Genomic DNA, 19,839 nt, shown 5'->3' on the forward strand with positions numbered 1-19,839 from the left:
CGCGCCGCCGGCCGAAAAAAGAGGAGCCCCCGCGCCGCGGAGGCTCCAGTTGGATGTGGTCCCCCCCGGAACCACCTCGGGAAGAAGATGACGGGCGGCGAACTCGGGGCGGGCCGCCGCCCGTCGCCGTCACGCGGCCAGGCGCCGCGCGGCGGTGTCGGCGAGCGGCCGGGCGGCGGCGCGTTCCGCCAGCAGGGCCGCCTTCAGGCTGTGTTCGCCGCTACGCCCGGCGGCCTCGATCAGCGTCAGGTCGATGACGTCGCGCTGGGCGTGGCTGCCGCCGAAGCGGGCCGACTTGTTGCGGACGCCGCGCATCAGCTCGACCGATCGGGCGTAGTCGCCATGGCCGAAGGCGTGGATCGCCTGGGTGAGCGGCAGGCCCACCTCGCGGGCGAAGTAGCCGTTGTCGCCCGGCCCCTCGGCGGCGGCCTTCTGGGCGTCCAGCAGGGCCTGGGCGTCCGCCTGCCGGCCCGTGGCCACGTAGGCCATCATGGCGTGGGCGTCGACGAAAGCCGAGCGCCCGGAGGGCTCACCCGCGAAGGTGTCGGCCAGGACGCTCCAGCGGCCGCCCACGTCGATGCCGCGCAGGTTCAGGCGCCACAGCATGGCGGCGGCGTCCACCAGGTCGAAGCCGCGGGCCGAGGGCTCGCCGAAGATCGGGCCGTCGTAGAGCTTCAGCACCTCGTCCACCTCGCCCAGGCCCAGGTGGAAGAGGGCGGTGTGCCACCAGTTGTGGACCCCCAGCAGGGCCTCCGGCTGCCAGGCGGTGTTCTCGCGCAGCATCCAGGCCAGACCGTCGCGGCGGCGGTCCTGCATCTCCAGCACGTGGGCGACGGCGTGCTGGGCCCAGTTGTTGCGCGGCTCCAGCTCGACGGCGCGGCGGCCGACCGCCTCGGCGCGGTCGTAGAGGCCGGTCTCCTCCAGGCCGAAGGCGAAGAGGCCCAGGACGGCCGAGCAGTCGGGCATGTCCTCGCTCCAGTGCGGGACGACCCGGCCGATGCGGTCGCGCAGCATGCGGGAATCGCCCAGCAGGAAGTCGAAGAGCTGGCCGGCGTGCAGGGCCAGCGCATCGTGCGGATGGGCGATGCTGACGTCCTCCAGGATGCGCGCGGCGCTGCGGATCTCGCCGGCCAGCAGGCTGCCGAGGGCGGCCAGGTGGCCGAGCTCGCGGGTGTTGGCGTTGAAGTCCTTGGCGGCCTCGAAGGCCTGCACGCCCTGCATGGCCACCTCGGCCGGCTCCCCGATCAGGGTCAGGTACGCCTTCAGCACGTGGGCCATGGTGAAGCGCGGGCTGTCGGCGATGGCCTCCTCCAGGGGAGTCATCGGATCGCCCGAATAACAGTGGTAGGCGTGCAACGCCTGCTGGAATTTTTCTGCCGCGGCGGCGCTCGCGCCTGACAATTCCATTCCGTAGGGGTCTTTGACGGCCATCGCTTTTCTCCTCGACTTGGGGCGGGGAGGGGTAAGCCGTTCCAGCCTGTCTCTCTAGCGCAAGCGCGGTCGGTTCGCGCCGTTCGCCGATTCCCGTTATCTTTGAGGCTGCTGGGCGGAAGATGACCGCGGGAGCGTTCGCCATGGCCGGCGTGACAAGCATAAAAACTGTACCGAAGGTGCAGTCGCAACCCCGCACCAAGGGCGCGCGGACCCGCGAGAGGCTGCTCGACCTGGCCCAGGACGCGGTCATCCGGAAGGGGTTCGGGGCCACCTCGATCGAGGAGCTGGTGGAGGCCGCCGGCATCACCAAGAGCGGCTTCTTCTACCACTTCAAGGACAAGACCGACCTCGGCCGCCAGATGGTCGAGCGCTACGCCGGGCACAACAAGCGCTTCCTGGCCGAGATGGAGGCGCGGGCGCGCGAGCTGTCGGACGATCCGCTGCACAGCTTCCTGATCTTCCTGAAATTCTATGCGGAATCGATGGAGGGGGCGGCCGCCAGCCATCCCGGCTGCATGGTGGCGACGGTAACCTTCCAGGACCTGATCTGGGACGGCGAGACGCGCCGGATGACGGTCGACGGGGTGAAGGACTGGCGCGGGCGGTTCCTGGCCTGGCTGGAGGAGATCGCGGCGGCCTATCCGCCGCCGATCCGGCGCATCGACCTCGTCGACCTCGCCGACAGCCTGCTGGCGATCACCTACGGCGGCATGACCCTGGCCAAGGCCCTGGAGGACAAGAGCGCCATCGCCCGCCAGACCCTGATGTACCGCGAGACGGTGCGGCTCTACTTCCTGGGGACGTGACGGTTTCCAACGGCTGCGCCGCGCGTTAGGCCAGCCGTATGGCCGAGTTCGATTTCGATGCGGTGGTCGTGGGCGCGGGCGCCGTGGGGCTGGCGTGCGGCTACGCGCTGGCCCGGCGGGGCCTGACGGCGGCGGTGCTGGAGCAGGACGCGGCCATCGGCCAGGGCGTCTCCTCGCGCAACTCCGAGGTGATCCACGGCGGGCTCTACTATCCGACGGGGTCGCTGAAGGCGCGGCTGTGCGTGGCCGGCCGGCGGATGCTGTACGCCTTCCTCGACGCCCACCACGTGGCCTACGACCGCTGCGGCAAGCTGGTGGTGGCCACCGCGCCCGAGGAGGTGGAGCGGCTGGACGCCATCCTCGAGCAGGCGCGGACCAACGAGGTGGAGGGGATGGCGCGGCTCTCGAAGGCCGAGGCCCTGGCCCTGGAGCCCGAACTGGCCTGCGAGGCGGCGCTTCTGTCGCCGGAAAGCGGGGTGTTCGACAGCCACGGCTACATGCTGGCCCTGCAGGGCGAGATCGAGGCGGCCGGCGGAGCGGTGGCGCTCTCGACGCCGTTCGAGGCGGCGAGGCCCCTCGAGGGCGGCGGCTTCGAGGTGCGGGCCGGCGGCGCCGAGCCGACCAGGCTGACCTGTCGATACCTGGTGACCGCGCCGGGGCTCTCGGCCCAGGGCGTGGCGGCGCACATCGAGGGCTTTCCCGCCGAGGTGATCCCCGAGGCGCACTTCGGCAAGGGCATGTACTTCCGGCTGCAGGGCAAGGCGCCGTTCGCCCGCCTGATCTATCCGCCGCCGATCCCCGGCGCGCTCGGCACCCACTACCGGCGGGACCTGGGCGGCCAGGCGGTGTTCGGGCCGGACCTGACGTTCGTGGACGCGCCGGACTACACGGTGGACCCCGCGGCGGCCGAGGGCTTCTACCGCTACATCCGCAAGTTCTGGCCGGCCCTGCCCGACGGGGCGCTGAGCCCCGACTACGCCGGCGTGCGGCCCAAGCTGCACGGCCCCGGCGAGCCGCAACCGGACTTCCGCATCGACGGGCAGGACGTCCACGGCCTTCCGGGGCTGGTGACCCTGTTCGGCATCGAGAGCCCGGGCCTGACCTCCTCGCTGGCGATCGGCGAGGAGGCCGCGGCGAGGCTGGGGCTCTCGGCCGCCCCCTCCGGCTCTACCGCTTAGGCGTGACCTTCAGGACCCGGCCGTCCTCGTTGTCGGTGGCGACGTAGAGGGCGCCGTCGGGGCCGACGACGACGTCGCGGAGGCGCTCGCCCACCTCGGTCAGCAGGCGCTCCTCGCCGACCACGCGGTCGCCGTCGAGGGTGAGGCGGGCCAGGTACTTGGGCCCGAGGCCGCCGACGAACAGGCTGCCCTTCCAGGCCGGCGCGGCGTCGTGGGTGTAGAAGGCCATGCCCGAGGGGGCGATCACCGGATCCCAGTAGTAGATCGGCTGCTCGATCCCCTCCTTGCGGGTGATCCCGCCGGTGATGGCCCCGCCGCCGTACTCGATGCCGTAGGCCACGTCGGGCCAGCCGTAGTTCTTGCCGGGGCGGACGATGTTCAACTCGTCGCCGCCGCGGGTGCCGTGCTCGACCTCCCACAGCTCGCCGGTCTGCGGGTGGAGGGCGGCGGCCTGGATGTTGCGGTGGCCCGAGGAGTAGATCTCGGGCCGCACGCCCTCGCGGCCGACGAAGGGATTGTCCTTCGGGACCGAGCCGTCGGCGTTGATCCGCACGACCTTGCCGATGGTGGTGTCGAGGCGCTGGGCGTTCGGGCGGCTCTCGTTGATCTGCCGGTCGCCGGTGGTGACGTAGAGCGTCCCGTCGCGGGCGAACACCAGGCGCGAGCCGAAGTGGCCGCGCGAGGCGATGGACGGGGTCTGCCGCCAGATCACCTCGGTCCCTTCGAGGCGGGGCGGCTGGCCGGCGGCGGTCACGAGCCGGCCGCGGGCGACGGCGGTGTTGTTGCGGCCGTCGGCCTGGCGCTCGGAGAAGGCCATGTAGACGAGGCCGTTGCGGGCGAAGTCCGGATCGACGGCCAGGCCCAGGAGGCCCCCCTGGCCGTTCGCGTCCACCTGCGGGACCCCCGCCAGCGGATCGGACAGCCGCCCGTCGGCGAACAGGCGCAGGCGGCCCGCCTTCTCGCTGACCAGCAGGGCGCCGTCCGGCAGGAAGGCGAGGCCCCAGGGCTTCTGCAGGCCGGTGACGTAGTCGCTGACCTCGTAGGCGACATTGGCCTTCACCTCGGGCGCGCGGGTCTGGCCGGCGAAGGCCGGCTGCTGGTCCGGCGCGTTGGCGGCCTTGGTCTCGACGGGCGCGTCGCCGCCGGCCTTCGTCGCCGGCTGGGCCTGGCCGTCGGCGCCGCCGCACGCGGCCAGCAGGGCGGCCGCGGCCGCGGCCATCATCAGCGTCTTCATCCGGTCCCTCCTCATAGCTCGCCGACGAGACTCGTCAGCGCATCCTCGGGTTGCGCGCCGTCCAGGTGGATCAGGGCCCAGACGGCGAAAAACAGCAGCGGCCAGCGCTGGGCCTGGCCGCCGTCCCGCATGCGTACGGCGGCCTCCTCGCCGAGGATGCGCCGCACGGCGGGAACCTGGCCGATCCGGCCGGCGATGTCCGGGGCGCGCGGAGCGATCCAGGCGTCCACCGGCACGGTGAAGCCCTGCTTCCGCGCCCACGGCGCGGCGGCGGGGCAGGCGCGCTCCAGCCACTTGCGCAGGATCCACTTGCCGTAGCCGCCGCGCACCTTGAGCCGGTCGGGCAGGCCGAAGGCGAAGGCGGCGACCTCTGGGTCCAGGAACGGCGTGCGCCCCTCCAACCCGTGGGCCATCAGGCAGCGGTCAAGCTTGAGTAGCAGGTCGCCCGGCAGCCAGGTGGCGATGTCTGCCCACTGGGCCTGCTGCAGGGGCGTGAGGCCCGGCGGCGCCTTGGCCGCCCGGCGCCAGGCGGCCAGCGAGGCGGGATCGGCGCCGCGCGGCTCGGCCGGCCGTCCGCCCAGCCAGGCGGGGCGCAGCGCGCGGCGATAGCGGCCGTAGCCGCCGAACAGCTCGTCGCCCCCCTCGCCGGTGAGCACCACGGTCAGGGTCCCCTTGGCGGCCTCGGCGAGCCGGTAGGTCGGCAGGACGGCGTAGTCGGCGGTGGGGTCGTCCAGGGCCCAGGCGACCCTCGGCAGGATGCGCCAGAAGTCCTCCTCCCCGAACGTGGTCTCGCGCCAGTCGAGGTCCAGCGCCCGGGCGACGGCCTCGGCCTGGACGCGCTCGTCCGCCGCGCCAGGAACGTCGAAGCCGCAGGTGAAGGCGGTGACCGGCCGCGCGTTGAGCCGGGCCATCAGCGTCGCGATGGCCGCCGAATCGATCCCTCCCGAGAGGAACAGGCCGTAGGGGACGTCCGAGCGCTGATGGACCGCGACGCTGTCCTCCAGCACCGCGTCGAGCCGATCGAGGAGCGCCTTCTCCCCATGCGGGGCCGCCTCCGCCACCCGCTCTCCGGCGGGCGGTCCCCCTCCCCCGCGAACGGGGAAGGCCAGCCAGGGCCGGCGCCGTCCGCTGACGATGCGGCCGTCGCGAACCTCGAGGATCTCGCCGGGGGCCAGGCGGCGCAGGCCCTGCAGGGCGGTGCGCTCGCCCACGGTGTAGTTGAAGGCCAGCAGCTCGCGGGCGGCGGCCTCGTCGAGCCCGGGCGCCATCAGGCCGGCCTGCAGGAAGGCGCGGGGCTCGGAGGCGAAGGCCAGACCGGTCCCCCTCTCCGTGGCGTGCTCCATGATGTAGAGCGGCTTGATGCCGAAGGGATCGCGGACCAGCCAGGCGCGGCCGTCGCCGCCCACCAGGCAGAAGGCGTACATGCCCCGCAGCCGGTCGAAGGCGGCCTCGCCTTCGCGCGCGTAGAGATGCAGCAGGGGCTCGAAGTCCGAGCCGGTGGCGAGCGCCCCCTCAAGGCCGAAGTCGCGGGCGAGTTCGACGTAATTGTAGATCTCGCCGTTGCCGACGACCGTCCCGCCCGCGGCGTGCAGCGGCTGCCAGCCGCCTTCGAGGTCGATGATCGACAGCCGCGCATGGGCCAGGGCCGCGCCGGCCAGGGTCGCGCCGGGCAGGGCCTCCTCGCGCACGCCGTCGGGGCCGCGGTGGGCGAGGGCGCGGATCATCGGCCCGGCCGCGGCCGGATCGCCGCCGAGCTGGCCGGCTATACCGCACATCAGCCTTCCCCGAAGTCGGCGAAGAGGGCCTTCCAGCGGGCGACCACGGCGGCCTCCGAGAAGCTGGCGGCGACGCGCTTCTCGCCCGCGCGCGTCATGCGCGAGGCCAGGACCGGCTCGGCCAGCACCCGGCGCACGGCCTCGGCCAGGGCGTCCGGATCGTCCACGGGGACCAGCAGGCCGTCCTTGCCGTGCCGGATCAGGGCCTTGGGCCCCTGGCTCTCGGCGGCGACGACCGGCAGGCCGTGGGCCCATGCCTGGATCACCACATTGCCCAGCGGCTCGTAGCGCGAGGGGAAGACGCAGACGTCCGCCGCCCGGTAGAGCGCCGAGGCGTCGGCGCGCCAGCCGAGGAACCGGACGCGGTCCTGCACGCCGAGGGCCGTGGCCAGGCCCTGCAGCCTGGTCTCCAGGGGGCCGGCGCCGGCGATCCACAGCCAGGCGTCCGGCAGCTTGGCCAGCGCCTGCAGCGAGACGTCATGGGCCTTGGACTCGTGCAGCCGGCCCATGCCGAGCAGCAGCGGCGCGTCGGCCGGCGTGCCCAGGGCGGCGCGGTCCAGCGCCGGGACGTCGGGCGGGGCGGCGGCGAAGTTGGGGATCCAGCTCACCTTCCCGGCGGGCCAGCCCTGGGCCACGATCCAGTCGGCGATGTCCTCGGTGTTGGCCACCAGGTGGTCGAAGCCCCGGTAATACTTGAGGCTGTAGTAGCCGCCGAGCCGGCCGATCCGCGCCCAGGGCCCGCGGGGCGTATGGCGCGCGGCGCGGTTCATCCAGGCCAGCGCCACCTTCGCCCCCTGCACCTTGGCGAAGCCGGCGGCGGCGGTGCGGGTGACGATGTCGATGGGCCCGCCGAAGGGCAGGGTGCGCACCGGCACGCCGGCGGCCTTCAGGCGGGCCTCGCGGCCGGGATGGCGGCGGATGGCCGCGGCCTGCGGGACCCCCGCCCGGCCCAGCGCCTCCACCAGGTCGACGAAGTAGGTCTCGGCCCCGCCGTCGCCGGCCGTTCCCAGGAGATGGAGGACGCTCATCGCGCGCCGACCCTAGCCGTTGAACGGCCTTCGCCCAAGCGCTTGAAGCCGCCGAAACGAACCCCTATAAGCCCCACCTCGCGCGAGCGACCGTGGCTGGGTAGCTCAGCTGGTTAGAGCGGTGGATTCATAACCCACAGGTCGGCGGTTCGAGCCCGCCCCCAGCTACCACGGTCCGCCCGCCGCCTCTTCCGACAAGGCGAGGCTGCAGGGCGAGGCGCGTTTTTCACCGGAAATGGAATTTCTGCGCGGCAGGTTGACCGTGCGCAATGTCGTGGGCGGTGGAAGGCCTAGACGAGGACCCATCGGACGCCGTCGTGGCGTCCAGGGGATAGACCAATGAAAGCCTTCGCTCTCTTCGCCACCGCCGCAGCCCTGGCCCTGACCGCGGGGACGGCCACCGGGGCCTGGGCCGCCGATGCGGCCCAGCCGGCCGCCGTGGCCGACATCGTTCGCCCGGCCACCGACCTGCCGCCGCCCATCACCCGCCGCGCGCCGGCGGTGGTGAAGGTGAACCTCGTGACCCAGGAAGTGGTCGGCAAGATCGCCGACGGGGCGACGTTCAAGTACTGGACCTTCAACAGCAAGCTGCCCGGCCCGATGGTGCGGGTCCGCGTCGGGGACACGGTGGAGGTCACCCTCCACAATCCGGCGGACAGCATGAACATGCACAACGTGGACTTCCACGCGGTGACCGGCCCCGGGGGCGGGGCGGCGGCGACGCTGGCCAACCCGGGCGAGACCAAGACCTTCAGCTTCAAGGCGCTGCAGCCCGGCCTCTACATCTACCACTGCGCCGCCCCGATGGTGGCCCAGCACATCGCCAACGGCATGTACGGCGCCATCCTGGTGGAGCCCGAGGAAGGCCTGCCGAAGGTGGACCGCGAGTTCTACGTGGTGCAGGGCGAGATCTACACCGAGGAGGACCACGACGCGCAGGGCGAGCTGACCGAGAGCATCGGCAAGCTGCTGGACGAGGACGCCGAGTTCTACGTCTTCAACGGCGCCTTCAAGGCCCTGACCGGCGAGAAGCAGCTGGAGGCCAAGGTCGGCGAGACCGTCCGCATCTACTTCGGCGTCGGCGGGCCCAACAAGACCTCGAGCTTCCACGTGATCGGCGAGATCTTCGACAACGTCTACAACCTGGGCTCGCTGACCAGCCCGCCGGTGAAGGACGTGCAGACCGTCACCGTCGCCCCCGGCGGCGCCACGGTGGTGGACTTCAAGCTGGAGGTCCCCGGCAACTACGTCCTGGTCGACCACGCGCTGAGCCGGGTGGAGCGGGGCGGGGCGGGCATCCTGCACGTCACCGGCCCGGAGAACCCGGAGATCTTCAAGGCCGAGGCCAACCCCAACCAGGATCACGGCCACTAGCCGTCCGCCCATCCGCAAAAGAGGAAGGCCCGCCGTTTCCGGCGGGCCTTTTTTCATGGCTGAAGAGCGGGGCGGCGGCTCAGCCGCACTTGGAGTAGCCGCAGTCGAAGCAGGTGTCGCAGCCCTCCTTGCGCACCAGGCCGGTCCCGCCGCAGCGGGGGCAGACGGCGCGGGGCGCGGCGGCGGCCTCGGCGGTCGCGGGGGGCGCCGCCGGCGGCGCCTCGACCGGATCGCAGACCGGGCCGGCGCGGCCAAGGTGCCGCTCGAGGATCCCGCCGATCGCCGCCGGCAGAGAGGGCACGTAGCGGCCGGCGAGCCAGGCGCCGCCCTGGGGATCGAACACCGCCTTCAGCTCCTCGGCCACGAACGAGACGTCGCCGCCGCGCCGGAAGACCGCCGAGATCATGCGGGTCAGGGCCAGGGTCCAGGCGTAGTGCTCCATGTTCTTGGAGTTCACGAAGATCTCGAACGGCCGCCGCTCGTCGCCTTCCCCCTCGTCGTTGATGGTGACGTAGACGGCGTGGGCGCTGTGCGGCCAGCGCACCTTGTAGGTCGCCCCCTCCAGCGACTCGGGGCGGGGCGGCAGGGGGGCGGGCGTCGGCGCCGGCGGCTCCGGCTTGGCCGGCGCCACCGACAGGACCGAGCCGGTCACCGCGTTCGGCCGGTAGGTGGTCAGCCCCTTGCAGCCGCGCCGCCAGCCGTCGAGGTAGACGTCGGAGAACGCGTCGAAGGCGATGTCCTCGGGGCAGTTGACGGTCTTGGAGATCGAGCTGTCGACCACCTCCTGGGCGGCGGCCTGGATGCGCAGGTGGTCGGCGGGGGTGAGCGTCTGGGCGGTGACGAAGATGTCGGCCGGCGGCTCGGCCTGTCCGTGCAGGCGCTTCCACACCGCCAAGGCGTAGTCCTCCACCGCCTCCTCGCGGGAGGAGCCGTCGGGCTGGCGGACCTTGCGGGTGTAGGCGAAGGCGAACACCGGCTCGATGCCCGACGAGACGTTGCCGGCCAGCAGCGAGGTGGTGCCGGTGGGCGCGATCGAGGTGAGGCAGCCGTTGCGCAGGCCGTGGCGGGCGATCAGCTCGCGGGTCTCGGGATCGAGGCCCTTCAGGTTGGGCGTCTCGAGCATGACCGGGTCGTAGAGGGGGAAGGCGCCCTTCTCGGCCGCCAGCTCGGCCGAGGCGCGGTAGGCCTCGCGCTTGATGACCTCGAGCCAGCGGCGGGTGAGCTCGGCCGACCGCTCGCCGCCGTAGGGCACGCCGCAGAAGATCAGGGCGTCGGCGAGGCCGGTGACGCCGAGGCCGATGCGGCGCTTGGCCTTGGCCTCGGCCTCCTGGGCCGGCAGCGGATAGCGCGAAACGTCGATCACGTTGTCGAGGAACCGCACCGCGGTGCGGGTGAGGGCGGCGAGCCGGTCCTCGTCCAACTCGGCGCCCGGCTCGAACGGGGCGGGGACCAGCCGGGCCAGGTTGATCGAGCCCAGCAGGCAGGCGCCGTAGGGCGGCAGCATCTGCTCGCCGCAGGGGTTGGAGGCGGTGATGGTCTCGCAGTGGGCGAGGTTGTTCCGGGCGTTGACCCGGTCGATGAAGATCACGCCGGGCTCGGCGCAGTCGTAGGTGCCCTGCATCAGCCGCCGCCAGAGGTCGGCGGCGCGGACCGTGCGGTGGACCACGCCATCGAACACCAGGGGCCACTCGCCGTCGCGCTCCAGCGTCTCGAGGAAGGCGTCGGTGACCAGGACCGAGAGGTTGAAGTTGCGCAGCCGCGCCCCGTCGCGCTTGGCGTCGATGAAGGCCTCGATGTCGGGGTGGTCGATGCGCAGGCAGCCCATCATCGCCCCGCGCCGCTGGCCGGCCGAGAGGATGGTGCGGCACATCGAATCCCACACGTCCATGAAGCTCAGAGGGCCGGAGGCGTCGGCGCCGACGCCGCGCACCGGGGCGCCCGAGGGGCGGATGGTGGAGAAGTCCATGCCCACCCCGCCGCCCTGCTGCATGGTGACCGCGGCCTCCTGCACGTGGCGGAAGATCCCCTCCAGGTCGTCCGGGATGGCGCCCATGACGAAGCAGTTGAAGAGGGTGACCGTGCGGGCCGTGCCGGCGCCCGCCAGGATGCGGCCGGCGGGCAGGAACTGGAAGTCGCCCAGGGCGTCCTCGAACCGCTCGCGCCAGGCGCGCCGCAGCTTGGGCGATTCGGCCCGCGCGATGGCCTCGGCCACGCGGGCCCAGGTGGCCTCCACGCTGCCGTCGCCCGCGCCGTCGGGCTGGGCGAAGCGGTACTTGCCGGACCAGATCTCGGCCGCGAGCGGATTGTCGAACGCCATGTGCTGTCTCCTTGGTGGGACAGGCGAGGCTGGGCGATTCCCGCGCAGGCGAATTTGTCGGGCCGCAAAGATCGGGCGGGACTCGGCGGACTAGATGAGGGCCGAATGGAGTTCTGTCCCATGCCCGCCGCCCAGCTTCCGCGGATGGAGATGTCCCGCGCCGAGAGGCTCGAGGACGAGACCCTGATCCGCCTGATCATGCAGTACCACGACGCCCACGTCCGCGACCTGGCGTCGGCGGCCCATACTGCCGAGATCGTCGCCGCCCGCCACGGGCCCGAATCGGGTTTCCCGCCCGCCCTGCCGGACGAGCTCGCGCGGCTGCGCGAGACGCTGCAGGCGCACCAGCTGCGCGAGGAGGCGGTGCTGTTCCCGGTGATCCTGGAGGGCCGGGGCGAGACGCTGCGCTACCCGATCAAGGCGCTGGGCTCCGAGCACGACGACATGCAGGACGGGCTGGAGCGGCTGGTCCGGCTGACCGGCGACTACGCCGCCCCCGCGGGCGCCTGCGCCACCTGGCGGGCGCTGTACGACCTGCTGCGCAAGTTCGACGGCGAGTTCCGCGAGCACGTGCGGCTGGAAGAGCGGGTGCTTTTCCCGCGTTTCCAGTAAGCGGCGCTTCAGAAAAACCGCCCGAGATTGTTCTGGCGCAAAGTGGAAAGAGGGGCGGCGGTCTAACCTTCAAAAGTCAGGCGAAAGCAACGCCTAAAACAAATCGCATCGAGAAGGTAAGACAATGCTCAAGACGATCCTGGCCGCCGGCGCCGTCGCCGGCCTCGTGGCTGTCGCCGGTCAGGCCGGGGCGGCCGAGATCCAGGTGAAGATGCTGAACAAGGGTGCGCAGGGGGCGATGGTCTTCGAGCCCGCCCAGGCGACCCTGAAGCCCGGCGACACCGTCCGGTTCCTGCCCACCGACAAGGGCCACAACGTCGAGACCATCAAGGAGATGCTGCCACCCGGGGCCGAGCTGGTGAAGAGCCCGCTCAGCCAGGAGATCGTGGTCAAGTTCGCCAAGCCCGGCGTCTACGGCTTCAAGTGCACGCCCCACTGGGGCTTCGGCATGGCCTTCGTCGCCAAGGTGGGCCAGCCGGTGAACCTGGCGACCGCCGAGGCCGCGATCGCCAAGACCCCGCCGATGGCCAAGAAGCGGCTGACGGCCAGCTTCGCGGCGCTCAAGTAGAGGGGCAAGTAGAAGGGGCCCAAGAGGGGGCGCGGACGTCAGCCCGCGCCCTGCTCGGCCAGGTCCAGGAGGACGTGCAGCTTGCGCACCACGATGTGGCGGCGCGAGCTGGCGGTGATCTCCCGGTCGTCCCAGGCCGAGAGCGTGCGGCTGACGGTGTGGAGCGTCGAGCCGGCCATCTCGGCGAGCTCCTGGCGAGTGATCGGGAAGTCGATCTCGACGCCTTCGGGCGTGCGCCGGCCCGCCTGGCGGACCAGGCGCACCAGGGCGCGGGCGATCCGCTGCTCCACCTTCTCCCCGGCCAGCTCGCCGACCCGGCTCTGCAGCTCGAACAGGCGCTCGCCCGCCGAGGCGGCCGAGCGCATCGCCACCTGCGGGAAGCGGGTCATCAGCTGGCGCATGACCGCCACCGGCCAGTAGATCTCGACGCTGTCGAGCACGGCCACCGCATCGGCCGGGAAGGGCTTGTCCATCAGCGCGGCCACCGTGCCGTACATCTCGCCGGGGCCGATGAAGCGGATCACCGACTGGGCCCCGTCGGGCCGGGTCTGGACGATCTTCACCCGCCCGTGGAGCAGGGTGTGGCAGGTGGCGCCGGGATCGCCCTGGGCGAACACCATCTTGCCCTGCGGCAGCCGGCGCACGAGGCCCGCCTGGAGCACCTCTCGGCGCCCGTCGGGGTCCAGCACGTCGAACATGTCGGCCCCCTCGAGAAGGGACGGATCGAGCTCGACGGTCATCATGGCGGTTCCGCTGTCATGGATGGGCCGGGCCCGATTACCGAAGCGGAGAACGGGCGTCGACCTGGGGTAAATACTTAGGGGGCGATGCGGGTTTCCGGGGCGCGCCTCGCGAACTGCCCAGTATTTCCACGTAAATAACCACGATGACTGTGGGGCTACTGCGACGTTTTGGACTTTGGTTGCGCAAGATCAACGTCGGAGGATTTCGTCTCGGGCATGTCCGCCCCATCGGCCGACTTGGGGGCGTCCCCCGGCCTATGGGGAAAAAGCGAGATGAACACGCGAAGACTATGGTTCGTCCTCGCCATCGTCATGGCGGTGTCCTTCACCGTCCTGGGGCTGATGGGACGAGAGATCTATCGACAGGCGCCGCCGATACCCGAGCGCGTCGTCGATGCGTCCGGCGCGGTGCTGATGACCCGCGAGGACATCCAGACGGGCCAGCTGGCCTGGCAGTCCATGGGCGGCCAGCAGAACGGCTCGATCTGGGGCCACGGCGGCTATGTGGCGCCGGACTGGTCGGCCGACCAGCTGCACCGCGAGGCCACGACCCTGCTGGACATCTGGGGCCGCCGGGACCACGGCGCGCCCTATGCGGCGCTGAGCGGCGAGGCGCAGGCCTCGCTGAAGGCGCGGCTGAAGGCGGCGTTCCGCACCAACACCTACGACCCCGAGACGAAGACCATCACGGTCTCGCTCGACCGGGCCGAGGCCATGCGCCAGGTGAAGGCGCACTACGTCTCGCTCTACAGCGACAGCGCCGAGCTGGAATCGCTGCGCGAGCAGTACGCGATCAAGAACGCGGCCGTGCCCGACCTCGGGCGGCGCGAGGCGATCGCCGACTACTACTGGTGGAGCGCGTGGGCCGCCGGCACGAACCGGCCGGACGACACCGTCACCTACACCTCGAACTGGCCGCATGAAGAGCTGATCGACAACGTGCCGTCCTCGGCCAACGTCGTCTGGTCGGTGGCCAGCGTCCTGCTGCTGATCTTCGGCGTCGGCGCGCTGGTGTTCTGGCACGCCCGCACCAAGCAGGAAGACCACCTGAAGCCGCCCGCCAGCGACCCGCTGGCGAGCCTGAAGCCGACGCCCTCGATGAAGGCGACCGGCAAGTACTTCCTGACCGTGATCGGCCTCTTCCTGCTGCAGGTGGGCCTGGGCGCCGTGACCGCGCACTACGCGGTCGAGGGCCACGAGTTCTACGGGATCCAGATCTCGGACATCATCCCCTATGCGGTCACCCGCACCTGGCACACCCAGCTCGCGGTGTTCTGGATAGCGACCGCGTGGCTGGCCACCGGCCTCTACGTCGCCCCGCTGATCTCCGGCCACGAGCCGAAGTTCCAGCGCCTGGGCGTCAACGTGCTGTGGGCCGCGCTGGTGTTCGTGGTGCTGGGCTCGATGGCCGGCGAGTGGCTGGGCGTCCAGCAGGTGTTCGACCTCAACACCAACTGGTGGTTCGGCCACCAGGGGTGGGAGTACATCGACCTCGGCCGCTTCTGGCAGATCCTGCTGTTCGTGGGCCTGATGCTGTGGCTGGTGCTCGTCAGCCGCGCCCTGTGGCCGGCCCTGAAGCGGCCGTCCGAGAGCAAGCCGGTCCTGGCCGTGCTGTTCATGTCGACCATCGCCATCGGCCTCTTCTACGCCGCCAGCTTCATGTGGGGTAAGCACACCCACGTCAGCATGGTGGAGTACTGGCGCTGGTGGGTGGTCCACCTGTGGGTCGAGGGCTTCTTCGAGGTCTTCGCCACCGCCGTCATCAGCCTGCTGCTGGTCAACCTGGGCCTGGTCCGCGCCAAGACCGCGAACGTGGCGGTGCTGTTCGGCACCATCGTGTTCCTGTTCGGCGGCGTGCTGGGCACCGCCCACCACTGGTACTTCTCGGGCACCCCGGTGTCGGTGATCGCGATCGGCTCGGTGTTCTCGGCCCTGGAGGTCGTGCCGCTGGCCCTGATCGGGGCGGAAGCCTTCGAGAACTGGCGCCACACCAAGGCCGCGCCCTGGGTCTCCACCTACAAGTGGCCGATCCTGTTCTTCGTGGCCGTGGCGTTCTGGAACCTGCTGGGGGCCGGCGTCTTCGGGTTCATGATCAACCCGCCGATCAGCCTCTACTACATCCAGGGGCTCAACACGACGGCCACCCACGCCCACTCGGCCCTGTTCGGGGTCTACGGGATGCTGGGCATCGGCCTTCTGCTCTTCTGCTTCCGCGGGCTCGCCCGGCGCGAGGCCTGGAGCGACAAGCTGCTGGGCTGGACCTTCTGGCTCCTGAACGGCGGCCTGGCGATGATGGTCTTCATGTCGCTGCTGCCCGTGGGCGTGGTGCAGGCCTTCGCCAGCATCGAGCACGGCTACTGGTACGCCCGCTCGCCCGAGGTGATCCACTCGCCGCTGGTCGAGACGCTGGTGTGGATGCGGGTGCCCGGGGACATCGTCTTCAGCCTCGGCGCCTTCACCCTGGCGGCCTTCGCGGCCCGGCTGCTGATCGGCGGCCGGCGTCCGCGGCAGGCGGTGCAGGAGGAGCCCGCACCGCTGCCGATCGCGGCGGAATAGGAGACCTGGGAGGGGCCGTCCCACCCCGACAAACGGCTTCTTCCGGCGGAGGGCCGGGCGGCGACGCCCGGCCCTTCTTCTTTGGCCCTTCTTCTTTGGCCCTTCTTCTTTGGCCCTTCTTCTTTGGCCCTTCTTCTTTGGCCCTTCTTCTTTGGCCCTTCTTCTTTGGCCCTTCCTTTTTGGCCCTTCCTTTTTGGCCCTTCCTTTTTGGCCCTTCTTCTTTGGGCCGTCTTCTTTGGGCCCCTCCTCTTTGCGCCCGCACAAGGACGCCGCCCTGCGCCCGGGCGATCCTCCCGGCCTTGCAACGGAGGTCGTCATGAACCGGCGCACGGATCGGCTGGGCGAGGCCCGGGCCTTCCTGGACGCGGACCGCAGGGGTCCGGCCACGGACGTCCAGAAGGTCGAGGAGGCCAGGCGCGGCAGGCGTCCCACGCGGGACGAGCTGGCCATGCTGGACGCGGGCCTGCTGGCCCGGAACTGACTACTTCGAGGGGCGGGTCAGGACGTAGGCGAGCACCGCCGCGAGGGCCGCGCCCAGGGCGAGGCTGGCCGCAAGGCTCTGGACGCTCGCGGCGAAGGCCGCCCAGCTGCCCGTGACGCCCACCGCGGCCGCGGCCTTGGCCGGCCGGGGAATGGCCCGCCGGGTCTCCCAGTCGACGAGCACGGGCCCGAGCTTCGGATGCCGCCGCAGACGCTCGGCCCACTCGGGCGCGCCGCGGCTGAAGGCCCACAGCGCCACCAGCAGGAAGGGAACGGTGGGCAGGCCGGGCAGGGCCACGCCCGCCAGCGCCAGGGCCGTCGCCGCCCCGCCCACGCCGCGGTAGGCCCACCGGGCGACGGGGCCGGGCGGTCCGCGGGGGACGGGACGAGGCGGGCGCATCTTCAGGCTCCGAGTGGCCGATTCTTCAGCAGCATCGACGAGTAGGCCACGGCGAACCCGGCGAAGGCCAGCGACCACAGGCCGACCGACGCGATGAGGAGCGGCGCCTGGAGCGCGGGAAGGAAGCCCGCCGCCACTCTCAGCGCGGCCGCGGCCAGGACGGCCAGGTAGATCCCGACGGTCGGCGCATCGGCGGCCAGCGGACGGCCGGAGTGGCCGCGGGTGGCGCGGGTCATCACCGCCAGGGTCATGACGCCGATCGCGCCGGCGGTCAGGGCGTGGACGCCGGCGGTGCGCGGGACCTCGCTGGTCAGGACGGCGCCGCCCAGCAGGGCCAGGCCCACGGCCAGCCAGCCGTAGCCCAGGTGCAGGATCCACAGCAGCGGCTCGCGGGCGGCGAGCCAGCCGCGCCAGCGGGCGAGGCGGACGAGGTTCACGAGGCCGGCGGCCAGCAGCAGGGCGCCGGTGAGCGTCCATTCCGGCGCGAAGGCCCAGCCGGCCGCCGCCGCCGCCGTCGTCCCCAGGGCCGCGCGGTCGACGAGGCCGAAGGGGGCGGGACCGGCCTCGATCCGGCGGGTCTTCAGCCAGTTGCGCGTGAAGCTCGGGGTGATGCGGCCGCCGATCAGCGCCAGCAGCACCATGGCGGCGGCCAGGGCCAGCCGCTCGCCCACATAGGAGTAGCCGAAGGCGGCGTTCAGGTGGAAGGCGACGTTGGCCAGCGCCAGGGCGCTGACGAGGCCGGCGACCGGCAGGTTGCGCCAGTTCTTCCCGGCCAGGATCTCGCGCCAGATCACGCCCGCGAAGGCGAGCAGGAAGGCGCTGTCGATCACCGCCGCCCAGGGGCCGATGGCGAACTCCATCAGCATGGCGATCCGGCCTGCGAACCACAGCGCCGCCAGCGCGCCCAGCGGCGCGCCGATCACCGGCATGCGGCCGGTCCAGTTGGGCACGGCGGTCGTCAGGAACCCGGCGACGATGGCGGCCATGAAGCCGAAGAACATCTCGTGGACGTGCCAGTCGCGGTGGGCGGCGAGCTCCGAGCCCGAGAGGTACATCCAGACCCACAGCGGCGCGGCGAGCGCGGCCCACAGGGCGCCGAAGAAGAAGAACGGCCGGAAGCCGAAACTCAGGAGCGGCGGGCCGGCATAGGCCCTGCGTGCGGCGGCGGTGGCCATTCCACGGATCCTTTCGCTGGAAAACACCGGGCGCCTCGGCGCGGGCGCCGGGCGCGGCCCTTCCTATTAAACGCCGCGCCTGTCCGTCTCGTTGTCGGGGATCAAGCTGCGGGCGCCGGACCGGCCGGGACTCGCCGCCGCGTTGGGCGAACGGGGGTTGCTCTTCGGCGGGCTTTTTCCGTGTGCGGCCTGCATGCGATGGCGTCTTTTCGGCCACGGGACGGCAAAAACTTGCGCGGCGGGTTGCCCCAGCGGCGCCGTCGGGGGATGCGGGCGTCGCTTATCGGCGGTAAGGGATCGACATGTTGGGGAACAGGGCGGCTGTCGCGGCGTGCATCGTCGCGCTCGGAATGCTTGGCGCGTCGGCGTCGTCGGAGGCGGCGTCGTCCGGCGCCTCGGGAGCCACGCTCATCGCGGGCGCCACGGTGTTCGACGGCACGGGGGCGGCCCCGCGGACGGCGGACGTGCTGATCCGCGACGGCCGGATCGCCGAGGTCGGGCCGAAGCTGAAGCGTCCGCGCGGCGTGCGGATCGTCGAGGCGCGCGGCAAGGCGCTGCTCCCCGGCTTCATTGACGTCCACACCCACTGGACCCCGAACGGGGCGCCGGCCGCCCTGCCGCAGATCGCCACCGCCTACGTGACCTCGGGGGTCACGACCGTGGCCGACTACCACCAGGCGCCCGAGGCCTGGGCGCCGCGCCGCGCGTGGCTGTCCGAGCTGGCCGCGCCGCACGTGCGCATGACCGCGCGCATCAGCACCCCCGGCGGCCACGGCGCGGACTGGGCCGACACCAACACCACCCGCTGGATCACCACGCCCGAGTCGGCGCGCGCCGCGATCCGCGAGGTCGTTCCCTACAAGCCGGACCTCATCAAGGCGTTCATCGACGGCTGGCGCTACGGGACCTCGCCCGACAACACCAGCATGAACGAGGACGCGCTGACCGCGCTGGCGGACGAGGCGCACAAGGCCGGCGTGCCGGTGACCACCCACACCGTCACCGTTGACCGGGGCAAGGTCGCCGCCCGGGCCAAGGTGGACATCATCGCCCACAGCCTGCAGGACCGCGAGGTCGACGCCGAGGCGGTGGCGGCGATCAAGGCCAGCGGCCTGATCTATGCGCCGACCCTGGCCGTCTACGAGCCGGTGAAGCCCGGCCAGGCGCCGCCCAAGGACATGGACTCCCCGCGGGTGAAGCAGTCGTTCCGCAAGTTCGACTACGCCCTGCGCAACGTGAAGGTCCTGCACGACGCCGGCGTGCCGGTGGCGCTCGGCACCGACGCCGGGATGACGGGCACGCCGCACGGCGTCTCGACGCTGCACGAGATGGAGCTGCTGGTGAGGGCCGGCCTGACGCCCTCGGAGGCGCTGGTCGCCGGCACCGCCAACGCCGCGCGGGCTCTCGGCCTGGACGACCGCGGCGTGATCGCGCCCGGCAAGCGGGCCGACCTGGTGCTGATTGACGGCCAGCCGTGGCGCGACGTCTCGGAGACCCGGAAGACCTACGCCGTGTTCATCGACGGGCGGCAGGTGGTCGGGCCGGGGATCGCCCTGCCGGCCGGCAACGCCCGGACCGCCCTGGCGCCCGCGCCGGCCAAGGCCCTGATCGACGACTTCGAGCGCGCCGACGGCCGCACCAGCCTGGACACCCTGCGCACCGACGGAATGGACGGGGGCATGGACCGCACGGTCCAGGTCAGCCAGACCATCGACCGGCCCCAGGGCGGCAAGGCGCTGGCCCTGGCGGCGAAGATGTCGATCGAGGCGGCGCCCAACGCCAGCGTGATCCTGCCGCTGACCCGCGGCTCGGTCCGGCCTGTGGACGCCACCGGCTTCAAGGGCGTGCGCTTCGACGCGCGCGGCGACGGCGGCGTCTACCAGCTGAACATCAACACCCTGGACGGCCGCTGGCGCGCGGAGGTGGAGGCCGGCCCCGGCTGGCGGACCATCGAGGTGCCGTTCGCGGACCTGAAGCGGGCGCCCGGCCGCGGCGGTTCGGACGCGCCGTGGACGGGGGCGGACCTCCTGGAGGTCGAGCTCGGCGGCTCGCGCCCGGCGGGCGCCAAGCTGTGGCTCGAGGTCGACAACGTGAGCTTCTACTGACCGGCCGAAGGGGGGCGGTCAGCAGCGGGACAACAAAGAGAGAGAAGGGGATAG

16 protein-coding genes and 1 tRNA gene are annotated in these 19,839 nt (G+C 71.8%); 9 read left to right on the top strand and 8 right to left on the bottom strand.

The genetic code is table 11. The features are described 5' to 3' along the window. Positions 1-129: 129 nt before the first annotated feature. Positions 130-1,431, bottom strand: coding sequence for a tetratricopeptide repeat protein (locus PHZ_RS03280; RefSeq protein ID WP_012521170.1), 1,302 nt, complete (start codon positions 1,429-1,431; stop codon positions 130-132). A gap of 179 nt (positions 1,432-1,610) precedes the next feature. Between PHZ_RS03280 and PHZ_RS03285 the strand changes: the two genes are divergently transcribed. Beyond that, positions 1,611-2,240 (top strand): TetR/AcrR family transcriptional regulator, encoded by a 630-nt coding sequence (locus tag PHZ_RS03285; protein WP_012521171.1) that lies wholly within the window; start codon positions 1,611-1,613, stop codon positions 2,238-2,240. Positions 2,241-2,278: 38 nt separating this feature from the next. Continuing rightward, entirely contained in the window at positions 2,279-3,418 is a 1,140-nt protein-coding gene (locus tag PHZ_RS03290; protein ID WP_012521172.1) for an NAD(P)/FAD-dependent oxidoreductase, read from the top strand. Here the strand turns inward: PHZ_RS03290 and PHZ_RS03295 are convergent. Genes PHZ_RS03295 through PHZ_RS03305 form a run of 3 tightly spaced genes read right to left on the bottom strand, consistent with a single transcriptional unit; the run spans position 3,408 to position 7,455 of the window. Beyond that, a complete protein-coding gene (locus PHZ_RS03295; RefSeq protein WP_012521173.1) occupies positions 3,408-4,652 on the bottom strand; it encodes a PQQ-dependent sugar dehydrogenase in 1,245 nt (414 codons plus the stop codon). The two genes, PHZ_RS03290 and PHZ_RS03295, sit on opposite strands and share 11 nt — an antisense overlap. An 11-nt stretch (positions 4,653-4,663) precedes the next feature. Further along, on the bottom strand, positions 4,664-6,427 hold the full coding sequence (gene asnB, locus PHZ_RS03300) for an asparagine synthase (glutamine-hydrolyzing) (RefSeq protein WP_012521174.1): 1,764 nt from the start codon (positions 6,425-6,427) through the stop codon (positions 4,664-4,666). Further along, the gene (locus PHZ_RS03305; RefSeq protein ID WP_012521175.1) at positions 6,427-7,455 is read right to left on the bottom strand and encodes a glycosyltransferase; all 1,029 of its coding nucleotides are present in this window, start codon (positions 7,453-7,455) and stop codon (positions 6,427-6,429) included. The genes asnB and PHZ_RS03305 overlap by 1 nt, the downstream gene beginning before the upstream one ends. Before the next feature lie 94 nt (positions 7,456-7,549). Between PHZ_RS03305 and PHZ_RS03310 the strand changes: the two genes are divergently transcribed. Together PHZ_RS03310 and nirK are read left to right on the top strand one after the other, a co-directional pair. Continuing rightward, positions 7,550-7,626, top strand: a tRNA-Met gene (locus tag PHZ_RS03310). 168 nt (positions 7,627-7,794) lie between these two features. Beyond that, a complete protein-coding gene (nirK, locus tag PHZ_RS03315; protein WP_012521176.1) occupies positions 7,795-8,829 on the top strand; it encodes a copper-containing nitrite reductase in 1,035 nt (344 codons plus the stop codon). 79 nt (positions 8,830-8,908) lie between these two features. Here nirK and PHZ_RS03320 read toward each other — a convergent pair whose 3' ends face one another. Further along, positions 8,909-11,146 carry an adenosylcobalamin-dependent ribonucleoside-diphosphate reductase gene (locus PHZ_RS03320; RefSeq protein WP_012521177.1) on the bottom strand — a complete coding sequence of 746 codons (2,238 nt, stop codon included), beginning with the start codon at positions 11,144-11,146 and terminating at the stop codon, positions 8,909-8,911. Positions 11,147-11,251: 105 nt separating this feature from the next. Between PHZ_RS03320 and PHZ_RS21460 the strand changes: the two genes are divergently transcribed. Next, positions 11,252-11,758 carry a hemerythrin domain-containing protein gene (locus PHZ_RS21460; protein WP_049758121.1) on the top strand — a complete coding sequence of 169 codons (507 nt, stop codon included), beginning with the start codon at positions 11,252-11,254 and terminating at the stop codon, positions 11,756-11,758. Between the two features lie 124 nt (positions 11,759-11,882). Next, positions 11,883-12,326, top strand: coding sequence for a pseudoazurin (locus PHZ_RS03330; protein WP_012521179.1), 444 nt, complete (start codon positions 11,883-11,885; stop codon positions 12,324-12,326). A gap of 38 nt (positions 12,327-12,364) precedes the next feature. On the opposite strand, the gene PHZ_RS03335 is transcribed toward PHZ_RS03330, so the two are convergent. Then, positions 12,365-13,069, bottom strand: a complete 705-nt coding sequence (locus PHZ_RS03335) for a Crp/Fnr family transcriptional regulator (RefSeq protein ID WP_236611864.1) — start codon at positions 13,067-13,069, stop codon at positions 12,365-12,367. 273 nt (positions 13,070-13,342) lie between these two features. Here PHZ_RS03335 and PHZ_RS03340 point away from each other — a divergent pair, with 273 nt between their 5' ends. Together PHZ_RS03340 and PHZ_RS22975 are read left to right on the top strand one after the other, a co-directional pair. Further along, entirely contained in the window at positions 13,343-15,625 is a 2,283-nt protein-coding gene (locus tag PHZ_RS03340; protein ID WP_012521181.1) for a nitric-oxide reductase large subunit, read from the top strand. Between the two features lie 316 nt (positions 15,626-15,941). Then, a complete protein-coding gene (locus PHZ_RS22975; RefSeq protein ID WP_183280873.1) occupies positions 15,942-16,106 on the top strand; it encodes a hypothetical protein in 165 nt (54 codons plus the stop codon). Here the strand turns inward: PHZ_RS22975 and PHZ_RS03345 are convergent, their stop codons facing one another. Both PHZ_RS03345 and PHZ_RS03350 read right to left on the bottom strand, forming a co-directional pair. Continuing rightward, a complete protein-coding gene (locus PHZ_RS03345; RefSeq protein WP_012521182.1) occupies positions 16,107-16,505 on the bottom strand; it encodes a YbaN family protein in 399 nt (132 codons plus the stop codon). A gap of 2 nt (positions 16,506-16,507) precedes the next feature. Continuing rightward, positions 16,508-17,680 (bottom strand): NnrS family protein, encoded by a 1,173-nt coding sequence (locus PHZ_RS03350; protein ID WP_012521183.1) that lies wholly within the window; start codon positions 17,678-17,680, stop codon positions 16,508-16,510. Positions 17,681-18,030: 350 nt separating this feature from the next. On the opposite strand from PHZ_RS03350, the gene PHZ_RS03355 reads away from it, so the two are divergent. Beyond that, on the top strand, positions 18,031-19,785 hold the full coding sequence (locus tag PHZ_RS03355) for an amidohydrolase family protein (RefSeq protein WP_012521184.1): 1,755 nt from the start codon (positions 18,031-18,033) through the stop codon (positions 19,783-19,785). Positions 19,786-19,839 lie beyond the last annotated feature (54 nt).

The sequence above is a fragment of the Phenylobacterium zucineum HLK1 genome, from assembly GCF_000017265.1.
Lineage (GTDB): Bacteria > Pseudomonadota > Alphaproteobacteria > Caulobacterales > Caulobacteraceae > Phenylobacterium > Phenylobacterium zucineum.